The sequence below is a fragment of the Stieleria neptunia genome (assembly GCF_007754155.1).
GTDB classification, from domain to species: Bacteria; Planctomycetota; Planctomycetia; order Pirellulales; family Pirellulaceae; genus Stieleria; species Stieleria neptunia.
Genome location: NZ_CP037423.1, coordinates 6,038,907 through 6,051,666 on the forward strand (window position 1 = coordinate 6,038,907; position 12,760 = coordinate 6,051,666).

Below are 12,760 nucleotides of genomic sequence, written 5' to 3' on the forward strand. Positions count from 1 at the left end.
GTCGATCCCTTCGCTCGCGCCTAGCCGTTTCGATTCGAAAGTGAAAATTTCTTGAAGATGAAATCGTTACCGCCGGAACTCACGCGCGCGACGAACGTTTATAGCGCGAATCGACACGACGTGAGAGGGCGTCGGTGATGATGAATCGTCCACGCGGCGCTCGCCGGCGCGTCGCACATCAGGGGCGGCAATGATTCACGGTTGGTGTGAATGTCGAACGGACGTGGATGGGTTGCGTTTCGACCTCCCCTCGCTTCGCTCGACCCTCCTGCCAGGAGGGTGACTTCCAATATTGCACGACGTCCTGCCAGGAGGGTGACTTCCTAGGCAGACGCGCGAAAGCGTTTACTGAAAGACTTCGACGGGCAGCGTGAAAACTTTGCCGTCGCCGATCCGTCCGCTCCGCGCCGCCGTGACGACTTTTTCTAACGTCTCCTCGTAACGTGAATCATCGACCCACATCGTGATTTCGACTTTCGGCAGAAACGCTTCGGAGAATTCGGTCTCTTGATACTCGTCCAGATAACTTTTCTGGCGACCGTACCCTTTGACTTCGCTGACCGTGAGCGCTTCCAACGGGGCACGCTTGAGTGTTTCTAGAACGCGCTCGGCCAGATGGGGACGAACGACGGCGATGATCTGTCTCACGTGATTCCCCACTGATTTTTTTTCGTCGCGATGTACTCCACGAGTGTACCCGCTCGGATCGCTTCCCGCGCACCCCGCATCACTTTCTGGTAATACGTCAAATTGTGCAACGACAACAGCGTCGGCCCTAACATTTCACCGGCGATGAAAAGATGCCGCAAGTAGCCGCGGCTGTGCCGCGTGCAAGCCAGACAGTCGCAGGATGCATCCAACGGCGACGTGTCGGTTTTGTGTTTCGCGTTACGAATTTTGATCGGTCCGGAGTCGGTAAAGGCGAACCCGTTGCGGCCGTTGCGTGTCGGCATCACGCAATCGAACAGATCGATCCCCCGAACGATGCTTTCCAACAGGTCGATCGGTCGGCCCACGCCCATCAAGTAGCGGGGTTTGTCGGCCGGCAACTCGGGCGTCGTCGCCGCGGTGATGCGATACATCTCGTCGGGGGTCTCGCCGACGCTCAATCCCCCCACCGCGTAGCCTTCGAAATTCATCGACGCCAAGTCCCGCGCGCACTGCACACGCAGATCGACATCCAGACCGCCCTGAACGATCGCAAATTTCGCCTGGTCGTCGCGGCTGGCGTATTCTAAACAACGCTTGGCCCAACGAATCGAACGCTCCATCGCCTGCTGGACATCGTCCCGCTCGGCCGGCAATGCGACGACGTGGTCCAGCACCATGGCGACGTCACTGCCGAGCGATTCTTGGATTTCGATCGAATGTTCGGGCGTCAGATCGATCAGCGCCCCGTCGATGTGGCTGCGAAAGACGACGCTATGCTCGGAGATCTTGTTGATGCCTTTCAAGCTGAAGACTTGGAACCCACCGCTATCGGTCAGGATCGGCCCTTCCCACCCCGACATGGCGTGCAACCCACCGAGGGCGCGAACGGTTTCGTGACCGGGACGCAGACCGAGGTGATAGGTATTGCCCAGAATCATGTGCGCCCCGGTGGACGCGACGTGATCGATCGTCAGCCCCTTGACCGTCCCCTGTGTTCCGACCGGCATGAACCCCGGCGTTTCAACCGGTCCGTGGGGCGTGGTGAACGTCCCACGTCGTGCACCGGTGGCCGTGTCGGTGTGGTGGAGCTGGAAGCGGAAGGTCATGCGCAAGCGGACTCGGTCAAGAATTCCAGACCCGAGATTTCAAATTTGAAAGGTCGGATCGAAAAGAGAAACGTCAGCCTGACGCGCTAGCGAGGGGCCCGCGCGCCCTTGCTGACGCATGGGGGCTTAAGTAAACCGGCCGGCTCGTGAGGCGGAGCCTCCGGGCGGTGCGTTCCCAGGCGGGAGCCTGGGAACGAGGCGGATCTCTTGGAGTGGGATAGGCTTCCAGCCTGTCATTTCCGCATCGACAGGCTGGAAGCCTATCCCACTTTTCCGTGCGTTCCCAGGCAGGAGCCTGGGAACGAGGTGGAGGCGAATCAATCGCCGCGCAGTTTCAGTCCCAGGTCGGTCAGTTTCTCGCGGACTTCGGTCAGGCTGGTGACGCCGAAGTTCTTGCACTCGAGCAGCTCATCACCGGTTTTACGCAGCAGTTCGCCGATCGAGTTGAGTTGCAAACGAGCCATGCACTTGCGGGCTCGAACCGACAGATTCAGATCGGAGATCGGTCGCTCCAGCATGGCTTGCTCGTCGGGCGACAAGTGGCTGGTATCGACCGGCGGCTCGGGAGCCTTTTTCTCGTGAGCAAATTGTCCGAGTTTAAGTCCCTTGCTGACCAACATCTCGCGGATTTCGATCAGGCTGGTTTCGCCGAAATTTTTACTGGACAGCAATTCGGACTCGCTGGTGCGGGTCAAGTCGCCGATCGTTTCGATGCCCATCTTGGACAGGCAGTTGCGGCTTCGCACGCTCAGTTCGAAATTGGCGACCGGCATGTTTAGCGTTTGGGCCAAGCGGTCGTTGCGACGCTGCATTTCTTCGTCGTACAGCATATTGCCGTTGGCCGACGCGTCTTTCATGTACAACCGGGTGCGTTCGTCATCGGGGTGTGCGTCCAAGATTCGCTTGTAGCACATCTGGGCCTTGTCGAACTCGTTGCGATCTTCGTAGATCAGTCCGAGGTTGATCAGGGCACCGACACCGGTCGGGAACGCCTTGGCCGCCCGCTCGTACAAGCGAAGTGCTTCTTCGTCATTGCCCATGCGGTCATTTTCCCAGGCCAGCCCAAATAGGGCTCCGGCGTGGTTTTCGTCGGTTTGGACGGCCCGCTGGTACAACGTGATCGCTTCATCGCGACGTCCACCGACACCGGCAACGGTGGCGGCACGTTGGTACATGTATTCGGCGGTTTGTTCGGCGGGGCCGAAGATATCGTCGAGCAACAACATCGCTTTTTCGATGCGACCGCTGTAACGATGCGATTCGGCGATGAAGATTTTGCACTGGTCTTCGTTGTAGCCGGCCCGCTGAGCTTGTTCGTAGGTCTCGATCGCGGTGTCGAAATCCTTCAATTCGAACAGTGACCGGGCGCAGTAGAACAGCGCGGTCGCACTGCCGTCGGCGGCGCGCAGGGTCTGGAGAGATTCGGCGAAATGGCCCAGCAAGAACTGGCAGACCCCCATCTTTGTCTTGCCAGCCGGCGTCAGCGCCGGATCATCTTCCATTTCATTGACCGCGTCTCGAAGCTCGGCGAAATGGCCGTAGTTTTCCGCGATCATCTGCCGAATCTCGGCGACATCATTCGGTCCGAACGAATTGTTCGACAGAATGAGTTCTTTCAAGTCGACGACGTCCAGTTCGACTTCATTCATCGAGTTCAGTTCTCCTGCTCGCGGCAGCGAGCGATTGTTGTGTTGGTCCGCCGGTCCAGAAACGTTTCATGTCGCAACAGCCTCGCGTGCGAGCGGTCTGGCCGACTTTTGGGCCTGGGCGGCGACGGGAGCTCGCCCAGGATTAAAATTTTTAGCGAAAAAAATATTTTTTGTCGAGTCGTGGCACGCCGATCGCTCGTGAAAAAGCTCGCTAGAACGACGCTTTTTAACCATTGCCCGGAAAAATAACGAAAAAAATTGGTGGAATTCGCTTGGATTTCTTTTGGAATTCGCAGTTTCGAGAAGAATTTCCGGGGGGGACTGGTCCGGCTTGAATTCGGTGAAACGGGGCCGTGTGACTCGGGACGTCGATTGTGTCAGTGACGGATTTGATCGAAGCGGAAAACGCTAAGGCTTTTGCAGCACCGGCCCTCTCTGGCGTTTGCTTGCTGCGCAAACGCCGTCTCTCCCAGGGGCAGAGAGACTAAATCGGTTGCCAAAAGCTACAGCAATAGAATCGGCCTCCCAACAAGATCCACTCCGTGGGAATTTCGTTACAGGTTGGCGATCGCGCGGCCGAAGAAGTTAGTTGTGCCGAGGGTTCTGGGGAGAATTTTTCCAGCGGCCCGATGGGCCCTGGTCGACCAGGCTTTGGTTTTGTAATTTGCACGCTTGCGACGGAGATGCCACCGCGATGGCGACTTCGTCGATCCAAACACGCCGACGTAGCTCAGCTGGTAGAGCAATTCATTCGTAATGAATAGGTCAGGGGTTCGAATCTCCTCGTCGGCTCTTCTTTAGTGCTTTGTCAGCTTTCAATTTTCGAGCCTGCGTTTGTCGAGCGGAAAAGGGGTCAGGTACCAAAAACCAAATGGCCCGCAGGGTGCTTCGCATTTTTGGTACCTGACCCCTTTTCCGCGGTACCCTAAGAATAAAAGTTGACGAAGCACTAGGTCGTGTACTCGCTGTTGAAGCGGACGTATTCGACGGTCAGATCGCTGGCCCAGTGGATGGCGGTTCCCGGGCCATTTCCGACGAACAGGTCCAAGTCGACTTCTTTGGTGGCCTTGATCGCTTTGCTGACTGCGGCGGCATCAAAGTCGGTTGGGACGCCGTTGTGGTAGATTTCCGTCCCGGCAAGCTTGAGTGACGTTTGCTGGGGATTGATTTTGGCGTCGGCATAGCCGGCGGCGGAGACGATACGTCCCCAATTCGGATCGCCTCCCGAGATCGCGGTTTTCACCAGCGGGCTGGCACCGATGGTTCGCGCGATCGTGGCGGCGCTGGCATCGTCATCGGCACCGACGACGCGGATCTTCATGACGTGCGTTGCGCCTTCCCCGTCGGCGACCAATTCCCGCGCCAGGCGACAGGAAAGATCGGTCAGCGCGCGGATGAATGCTTTTTCGTTCGAGTCGTCGATGCGGATGCCGCTGGCGCCGCTGGAAAGCAACAGCAGCGTGTCGTTGGTGCTGGTGTGGCCATCGACGCTGACGCAGTTGAAACTTTTCGACGCGACTTCGCGCAGGATCCGTTGAGATTGCTGGGGGTCCAGTTGGGCGTCGGTCATCACGACGGCAAGCATGGTGGCCAGATTGGGCGAGATCATGCCGGCTCCCTTGGCCATCGCGGCAATCCGAATCGTCTGGTCGCCGAGTTTGACTTCGCGGCACTCGGCTTTGCGTTCCTTGTCGGTTGTCAAAATGGCGTCCGCCGCGGCGGTGAAGTCGTCGATATCGCGTCCGAGTTTTGCGACGGAGTTTTTGATGCCGGCGTTGACGCGGTCCATCGGCATCTTCTTTCCGATGATCCCGGTGCTCATCACCAGCACCTCCGCTTCGGACGCAGAAATGGCGTCGGCGACACTCCGGCACATCTCCGCCGCATCCAATTCACCTTGCCGGCCGGTGCAGGCGTTTGCGTTGCCGCTGTTGGTGACGACGGCGCGGATCCGTTTGGAGGGCGTCAAACTGCGGCAGATTTCGACGGGCGCGGCGACCACTTGATTTTGTGTGTAAACGCCGGAAGCGACCAAACGGTTGTCTCCAACGATCAGCGACAGGTCTGGTTTTCCGCTGGGTTTGATGCCACAGGCGACGCCGGCAAACTGGAATCCGGCGGGAAGTTCAGATGAAGTCATGGACAAGTTTGCCGAATGGAGGGGCGGGAGGAATGAAAAGAAAGCCTGCAGTGCGGTAGCGGAAGCTGCTCGCTCGATCGAGAATGACAGTCTCAGACCAAGAGTTAGATTCTAAGGTTTGACCGACTCTCACAATAGACCGACAGAATTTCCACCATTAGGTTCCGAGCTGTTCTTGAAACACGAGCCTCCCTTGACCGAATTGATCGACCTGCCGGGCCAAATACTGACTCCGCCTGCGAATCCACATCGCTCGGCCGCTGCTAGCCAGACCGGCAACCGTCCGCCGGTCGTGGTGTGTGACAGATTGTCCAAGCACTACGGCGGGTTTCGGGCCTTGGTCGATTGCAATCTGGAAGTGCACCAGGGCGACATTTTTGGGCTGCTGGGCCCCAACGGCGCGGGCAAAACGACTCTGATCCGATCCCTACTGGGCTATTTGAACCGCAGCGGCGGGAGCGCGAGTGTCTGCGGATCGGACCCCCAAATCGATCCGGTCGCTGTGCGACAAAAGGTCTCCTATCTGCCCGGCGATGCCCGATTGCCCCGGCACATGCGGGGAGACGGCGTGCTGAAGTTTTTCGCGGACATTCACCCCCGCGGCGATCTGTCGCGCAGCCGGGCGATCGCGGAGGCGTTGGAGCTGGACACGCGACGTCACGTTTCAATGATGTCGACCGGCATGCGTCAAAAATTGGCGCTCGCCGTCGTCCTGGCTCCGGCGACGCCACTGTTGATCCTTGATGAACCGACCGCCAACTTGGACCCGACGGTTCGTGGGACGGTCTTGGAGCTGGTTTCTCAGGCCCATCGTGAAGGCCGCACCGTGATTTTTTCGTCTCATGTGCTCAGTGAGATCGAAGACACCTGCAATCGCGTCGCGTTTCTACGTGGCGGCCACTTGGTGTTGGAGCTGCAGATGGCGGATCTGTTCCAGCGGCATCGCATCTGGGCCGATTTACCAGCAGGCACGGCCTTGGATCGCCCGGCCACGCTGGCCAGCCTGCCCGAACCGTTTCGCGATCACATCAGCATCACCGAAGTCGACTCGATCGCCAGTGACGGCGCGGTGTCGGTCCGCATCGACACCGCCGGCGACCTGGCCCCGATGCTGCCCTGGATCAGTTCGCTGGGGCTGCAACGGATGCGGATCGAGCCGCTGGGCCTGCGTTCGGTCTATGACTCGGTGCATCACGACACCCTGGAAGATCCCCGTGACCATGAAGTGCCGCCCGACGGCAACGTCGACGACAGTATCGGCGATGGGGTGGAATGATGATCAACCGAATTCTTTTACGCAGTTACATCAAACAGGCATCGTTGCTGTTCGTCTCACTGGGGCTGGCGTTGTTCGCGTTCGCCTGGGTTCGTGTCTGGGTCGTCAGCCTGTTGGACATGGGCCAGTTTCAAAACATCCTTGAACAGTTGCGGGGTTTTGAAAAACTCTCGCCGATCAGTTTTGATTCGCTGTTCACCTACCAGGGTCGCGTCGGGCTGACGTTTGACGAACCGATCATCATTCTGTGCACGGTGATCTGGTGCCTTTCGCGGGGCAGCGATGTTGTCAGTGGGGAACTCGGCCGCGGTACGATGGAAATGATCCTGGCGCAACCGATCAGTCGCGCGCAATTGATCTGGTCCCACGCGGCCGTTGCGGTCGGCGGGCTGGTGTTGTTGTGCGGGCTGGTGTGGTTGGGGATGTTTGTCGGGGTGTCGGTGACGACGGTGGACGAAACCGTTCCGCCGCCGAGCGTCGATGTGCCGCTGTTCGGATGGACAATTCCGCTGCAGATCAGCGAACCGGTCGTCGAATCGTTTCCGTTATCCGAGCGTGTCGACTCGCGAGCGTTTGCGGCACCGACGTTCAGCCTATTCGCATTCGGTTTTTTCCTGCTGGGGCTGTCAAGCTTTTTCAGCAGCATCGACCGATACCGATGGCGGACGATCGGCATGGTGATGGCGATCTATGTCGTGCAGTTGGTGATGTTCGGCTTGGGCAAGGCGGCCGAGTCGCTGGACTGGTTGCAAGGCATGTCGTTTTTTAACTGTTACCGCCCCCAGAAATTGGCCGCCTTGGTCGCCGAAGACGGCCTGTGGGCGCCGTGGGATTGGACCACGCCGATGCCCGATTCGATGCTTCCTCCACTGATGTACCCGATGATTTTGATCGTGCTCGGTGGCGTCAGCTATCTGCTCGCCGCGCGACAATTCATCAAACGCGACTTGCCGGCGCCGCTGTAGGGATCCGTAGCTGTTAGCATCGAGCGGTTAGTAAGTCGTAATGTGGCATCGCTGCTGTCTGTAGACACCGTCTCGGACAGATGGGGGCAAGACGATGGGGGCAAAACGATGGCAGAATGATGGGGTGGCAGAATGATGGGGTGGCAGAATGATGGGATGATGGGATGATGGGATGGAAGGATGATTCTGGTTTCGGGGTCAGAGCGGTCGGAATATCATTCTGCCCCGTATGATTCTGGCACTTCAAATCATTCTGTCACTCCGACATCGTTTTGCGTCGGTCGCGTCGCTTTTCGCTGGAACCCGCGACGTTTCATCCGAGTTACACTGATGCGATGGGAGATCCACATGCATCGTCGGGGCCGGGGGCCGGTTTGTCGCTGATCGCTGCCGTCGCGGCGGTGTTGCTGCTGGGGCTTGCGTTCGGAGGTTCCTTGTGGGTGCTTGCCGCGATCGTCGCGGCGGCTGTGATTTTGATCAATCGATTCTTGGCGATGACGTGGACCCGATGCTCGATCGCCACCCGCGAAGGCGGTGACGAAGAACTCAAGATCGGAGAATCCCTGAGCGTCAAGGTTTCGGTGACCAACACCAGCAAGATCCCGGTGTTTTGGTTGCTGGTCGAAGACTTGATTCCTCGCTGGGCAACGATTCACACGCCACCGACGCTGGACGTTCAGGGCGACCGGGTCAAGGTGCTGTTGATGTGGCCCGGACAAACACGCCATCTGGACTACACGATCCGGTGCAATCGTCGCGGTTATTTTCAGATCGGCCCCACGGTGCTGGAAACCGGAGACCTGATGGGTTTGTATCGCCGTTATCGGCTGGGAACTCACCCCCAGTATTTGACGGTGCTGCCCAAAACGGTCGAACTGGACGATTATGAAATCGCTTCGCGTCGGCCGATGGGGGAAATCCGCATGCGCGACAACGTGATGGAAGACCCCACGCGTTTGCGAGGCATTCGTCGTTGGGAACCCGGCGACCCGATGCGGCGGGTGCACTGGTCGGCCACCGCACGCACCGGCGTCTTGCACAGCAAGGTCTACGAGCCGACGTCGATCGCGGGAGCCACGTTGGTGCTGGACATGCACACCGAGACCAATCCGACACATCACGAGCCGATCCGAACCGACCTGGCCATCACCGCCGCATTTTCAATCGCCAGTTCCCTGCACGATCAATCGCAACCGTTCGGGTTTGTCAGCAACGGGCGCGACGCCGCGGACCGCATCCGCACCGACGGTTGGATCGGCGACCACCGCGTTCGTGATCAAGCCAAACAATCCGCAACGATGCTGGACAACAATGATCGGCTGCGGCCGGTCGTCTTGGACGCATCGCGTGGTGCAGTCCACTTACAACAGTTGCGAACGACGCTGGCGCGTCTGGAACGCAGCGATGGGATGACGCTTGCCGAACTGCTCAATGAAACGGAATCACGGATCAGCAACGAGACAACGCTGATTGCGATCTTGCAGCAGGCGACTCCGGACGCACTATCGACCCTGATCGGATTCGCCCGCCGCGGGAAAGCGGTTGCGGCAATCATCAACACGTTGGACATCAACGACTACAGCGCGGTCGCCGGCCCCTTGATCGCCGCCAGTATTCCGACGTTTCATTTGGCCGATGAACAAGCGATCCGCAGCCTGTGCCGTGAAGTGAATTTGCGGACGGCATGAGTGGGGGGCGTTTAGCGGTAGGTGTTTTGCGTTACCCCGATAGGGGTTAAAGCAAGTAGCCGGAGGTGAGCGAAGCGACACCTCCGGACATTCAGCCACCCGCGTGGCGCGACCCCGGAGGGTGTCGAAGCGAAACGCGCCTAGCCCTCGGACCCGGTCTGACGCCCCGAGTATCCGAGAGCAGCCACTAAATTCGCGGAAGAACCCCCAGAGGGAGAGAATCTAAATCGGTTACCAAATCATGCAGCAAAAGAACTGACGTCCTCCGGGATGAAAAGCGGTGGGGGAACCTTTTTCACCGGTACCACTACCACTACTTCTCGAACCACTTTTTGATGGTGTGGATCGTGGTGGCTCGTCCGGCGCGGGCGATGGAGGTGGTCAGCGGGATCTCTTTGGGACAAACGGCGACGCAGTTCTGAGCATTGCCGCAGGCTTGGATTCCGCCGGGGGCGGTCAGTGCATCCAATCGTTCGCCCGCGATCGATTTGCCGGTCGGGTGATTGTTGAACAACATCGCTTGAGAGATCGCGTGGGGACCGACGAAACCTTTGTCCCAGGCTTCCTGTTCACGTTTGGCAAACTCTTCATCCGTCTCGTCCTTCTTCCGCTCCAGCTCAATCTTGTTGTACTGCGGGCAGGCATCGACACAGCAACCACAGCTCATGCACTGGCTGAGCGGGTAATTTTGTTCTTGGGCCGCGCGCAACTGTCGTTCGCCGGGTCCCATGTTGTAGTAGCTGTCGACCGGGACCCACGCCTTGACCTTTTCCAGCGCTTTGAACAACCGCCTGCGGTCGACCATCAAGTCGCGCAGCACGGGGAACTTACTCATCGGTTCCAAGACGAGTTCATCGGCATTGTCCTTAAGCAGTGTATCGACCAGCGCGCTACAGCTTTGGCGGACGCGTCCGTTGATCTGCATGGTGCAGGCGCCACAGACCTCTTCCAGACAGCCACAATCCCAGACGACTGGTGTCACCTTCTTGCCGTCTGACGTCTTGCTGAGCGCGGCGATTCGCTGAAGAACTGTGATGACATTCAATTCCGGCTCGTAGTCGATCTTGAACAACTGCCAATACGGCTCTTGGCCAGGACCATCTTGTCGCTTGACGCGGACGTTGATGAACTGGGGGCGATTCGCGGCGGGATCCAGGGCAATCATGCGTTGACCTATGAAATTGTCGAAAGTTGAATGTTCGTTGGATGAAGTGTTTTGATCTCGGTCGTCTGACCGGGAACTCGTTCCGGGAGAAACGAGCGACGATTTCTCAGGAGGAGGCCATTTCGGGCTGCTTCTTCTTGGCCTCGGCCCGCTCTTTCCAGACCTCTTCAATGATATCGGCACCGACAAGCCCATACAGTCTTGGGCGTGGCGGTTGCAACGACGTGTCGACGTCTTCGTAGCTGAACTGCGGTTGCATCGAGGCGTTGTCGTAATCGGCGATGGTGCTTTTCAGGTATTTGTCGTTGTTCTTTTCGAACGCGTCGCACCACTCTTCGGCCTGTTTGCGCCGTGCGGCCGGGTCTTCCGCGGTCAACGACGTTTTTTGGAAGTCCGGTTTGAAGTGGGCTCCTCGGCACTCGTCGCGCCGCAGCGCACCGCCGAGAATTGATTTGGCGATCGGGAACATGTCTTGCAGCGATTTGGCAAAGATCACGTTCTGGTTGGACCAGCTGCCGGTGTCGGACAAGTTGACTTTCATTGCGCGGTCGTGCAATTCGTTCACTTTCTCGATTGCATCGGTCAGTTGGTCATTGCGGCGGACCACGGTGGCGGCCCGTGTCATGATGTCGCCGAGTTCCTGGTGAATCAGGTACGGGTTTTCATCGCTGCCGGAGTTACCGGTCAACAGCGAGTCGTGACGTTCTTGCTGTTTGCTGACGGCACCGGAAAGGGTGGCGGGGTCGATGTCGGCGTGGCCGCCGGATTGGTTGTCGATGTAGTTGACGATCGACGGTCCGGTGAACAAACCGGTAAAGATGCAAGACAGCAACGAGTTGGCGCCCAATCGGTTGGCACCGTGGTAGTGGTAATCACATTCACCGATGGCGTAGAGCCCTTCGATATTGGTCATGTGGTTGGCCGGCGCGCCGGCTTCCAAGCCTCCGTCGGCACTCTTGACGTAGTCGGCCCACAAACCGCCCATGCTGTAGTGGACTGCGGGGAAGATCCGCATCGGTTCGATCCGCGGATCGACGCCTTGGAATTTCTCGTAGATTTCGAGAATCCCGCCCAGCTTTCGGTCCAGTTCCGCTTTCGGAATATGGGTCAAATCCAAGTAAACGCACATCCGTTCGGTGTCGACGCTGAGTCCGTCGTTGACGCAGATGTCGAAAATTTCGCGGGTGGCGATGTCTCGGGGCACCAGGTTGCCGTATTCCGGATACCGTTCTTCGAGGAAATAGTAGCGGTCAGTGGCGGGGATGTCGCGTGGTGCGCGTGAATCATGTGGTTTGCGTGGCACCCAGACACGTCCGCCTTCGCCCCGCGCCGACTCGCTCATCAAACGCAGCTTGTCGCTGCCGGGGATGGCCGTCGGGTGGACTTGGATGAACTCGCCGTTGGCATATTTTGCACCGGCTTGGAAACAGCGGCTGGCGGCGCTGCCGGTACAGAAGACACTCATCGTGCTGCGGCCGTACACCAGACCACAACCGCCGGTGGCGACGACCGCGGCGTCGGCGGGGAAGGCTCGGATTTCCATCGAGACCATGTCTTGGGCGACGACACCGCGGCAACGTCCCGTTTCGTCTTGGATCGGCCCCAGGAAGTCCCAGAACTCGAATTTGCGGATCAGGCCTTCGGATTCACGGCGCCGGACTTGTTCGTCCAAGGCGTACAGCAACTGCTGTCCCGTGGTCGCACCGGCAAAGGCGGTTCGTTTGTAGAGCGTGCCGCCGAAGCGACGACGGTCCAAGAAACCTTCGCCGGTCCGGTTGAACGGCACTCCCAAGCGGTCCATCAGTTCGATGACCTTGGGGGCCCAGTAAGCCATTTCTTTGACGGGCGGCTGGTGGTTGAGAAAGTCACCCCCGTAGACCGTGTCGTCGAAGTGTTTCCATTCGTTGTCGCCCAGCTGGCGAGTCTGGTCGTTGCAGCTGTTGATGCCGCCTTGGGCACAGACGCTGTGAGACCGTTTGACGGGTGTCAGACTGATCAGGTCGACAGCGACGCCCAGTTCCGCCAATTTCATCGCCGAGGCGAGACCAGCAAGACCACCACCGACGACGACCACACGTTGATTTGACATAGTGACTGAGGATGAAAGAGTTGAGTGTGTT

Annotated in this window: 9 protein-coding genes and 1 tRNA gene; 4 read left to right on the forward strand and 6 right to left on the reverse strand. The window is 58.6% G+C overall.

Features of this window, described 5'->3' with window-relative positions; all coding sequences use genetic code 11:
* Nucleotides 1–345: 345 nt before the first annotated feature.
* The 3 genes from Enr13x_RS21105 to Enr13x_RS21115 form a co-directional block, all read right to left on the reverse strand.
* The gene (locus tag Enr13x_RS21105) at nt 346–648 is read right to left on the reverse strand and encodes a P-II family nitrogen regulator (protein WP_145388888.1); all 303 of its coding nucleotides are present in this window, start codon (nt 646–648) and stop codon (nt 346–348) included.
* Nucleotides 645–1,757 (reverse strand): tRNA guanosine(34) transglycosylase Tgt, encoded by a 1,113-nt coding sequence (tgt, locus tag Enr13x_RS21110; RefSeq protein ID WP_145388889.1) that lies wholly within the window; start codon nt 1,755–1,757, stop codon nt 645–647. The genes Enr13x_RS21105 and tgt overlap by 4 nt, the downstream gene beginning before the upstream one ends.
* A 317-nt stretch (nt 1,758–2,074) precedes the next feature.
* Nucleotides 2,075–3,406 (reverse strand): tetratricopeptide repeat protein, encoded by a 1,332-nt coding sequence (locus tag Enr13x_RS21115; protein WP_145388890.1) that lies wholly within the window; start codon nt 3,404–3,406, stop codon nt 2,075–2,077.
* A gap of 719 nt (nt 3,407–4,125) precedes the next feature.
* Between Enr13x_RS21115 and Enr13x_RS21120 the strand changes: the two genes are divergently transcribed.
* Nucleotides 4,126–4,198 (forward strand) — tRNA-Thr (locus tag Enr13x_RS21120).
* A gap of 157 nt (nt 4,199–4,355) precedes the next feature.
* On the opposite strand, the gene argJ is transcribed toward Enr13x_RS21120, so the two are convergent.
* Nucleotides 4,356–5,546, reverse strand: a complete 1,191-nt coding sequence (gene argJ, locus Enr13x_RS21125; RefSeq protein ID WP_145388891.1) for a bifunctional glutamate N-acetyltransferase/amino-acid acetyltransferase ArgJ — start codon at nt 5,544–5,546, stop codon at nt 4,356–4,358.
* A gap of 292 nt (nt 5,547–5,838) precedes the next feature.
* On the opposite strand from argJ, the gene Enr13x_RS21130 reads away from it, so the two are divergent.
* The 3 genes from Enr13x_RS21130 (at nt 5,839) to Enr13x_RS21140 (ending at nt 9,475) form a co-directional block, all read left to right on the forward strand.
* Complete coding sequence (locus Enr13x_RS21130) at nt 5,839–6,822, forward strand: ABC transporter ATP-binding protein (protein WP_231744434.1); 984 nt, start codon at nt 5,839–5,841, stop codon at nt 6,820–6,822.
* On the forward strand, nt 6,819–7,787 hold the full coding sequence (locus Enr13x_RS21135) for an ABC transporter permease subunit (RefSeq protein ID WP_231743676.1): 969 nt from the start codon (nt 6,819–6,821) through the stop codon (nt 7,785–7,787). The genes Enr13x_RS21130 and Enr13x_RS21135 overlap by 4 nt, the downstream gene beginning before the upstream one ends.
* Nucleotides 7,788–8,122: 335 nt before the next feature.
* Nucleotides 8,123–9,475 carry a DUF58 domain-containing protein gene (locus tag Enr13x_RS21140; protein ID WP_145388892.1) on the forward strand — a complete coding sequence of 451 codons (1,353 nt, stop codon included), beginning with the start codon at nt 8,123–8,125 and terminating at the stop codon, nt 9,473–9,475.
* 313 nt (nt 9,476–9,788) lie between these two features.
* Here Enr13x_RS21140 and sdhB read toward each other — a convergent pair whose 3' ends face one another.
* Together sdhB and sdhA are read right to left on the reverse strand one after the other, a co-directional pair.
* Nucleotides 9,789–10,640, reverse strand: a complete 852-nt coding sequence (sdhB, locus tag Enr13x_RS21145; protein ID WP_145388893.1) for a succinate dehydrogenase iron-sulfur subunit — start codon at nt 10,638–10,640, stop codon at nt 9,789–9,791.
* Nucleotides 10,641–10,746: 106 nt separating this feature from the next.
* A complete protein-coding gene (gene sdhA / locus Enr13x_RS21150) occupies nt 10,747–12,729 on the reverse strand; it encodes a succinate dehydrogenase flavoprotein subunit (protein ID WP_145388894.1) in 1,983 nt (660 codons plus the stop codon).
* Nucleotides 12,730–12,760: the final 31 nt, after the last annotated feature.

What these genes read in the sequence shown, in the direction of transcription:
- tgt (WP_145388889.1), bottom strand. Translation starts at nt 1,757, where the DNA reads ATGACCTTCCGCTTCCAGCTCCACCACACCGACACGGCCACCGGTGCA.
- Enr13x_RS21115 (WP_145388890.1), bottom strand. Translation starts at nt 3,406, where the DNA reads ATGAATGAAGTCGAACTGGACGTCGTCGACTTGAAAGAACTCATTCTG.
- argJ (WP_145388891.1), bottom strand. Translation starts at nt 5,546, where the DNA reads ATGACTTCATCTGAACTTCCCGCCGGATTCCAGTTTGCCGGCGTCGCC.
- Enr13x_RS21135 (WP_231743676.1), top strand. Translation starts at nt 6,819, where the DNA reads ATGATGATCAACCGAATTCTTTTACGCAGTTACATCAAACAGGCATCG.
- Enr13x_RS21140 (WP_145388892.1), top strand. Translation starts at nt 8,123, where the DNA reads ATGGGAGATCCACATGCATCGTCGGGGCCGGGGGCCGGTTTGTCGCTG.
- sdhB (WP_145388893.1), bottom strand. Translation starts at nt 10,640, where the DNA reads ATGATTGCCCTGGATCCCGCCGCGAATCGCCCCCAGTTCATCAACGTC.
- sdhA (WP_145388894.1), bottom strand. Translation starts at nt 12,729, where the DNA reads ATGTCAAATCAACGTGTGGTCGTCGTCGGTGGTGGTCTTGCTGGTCTC.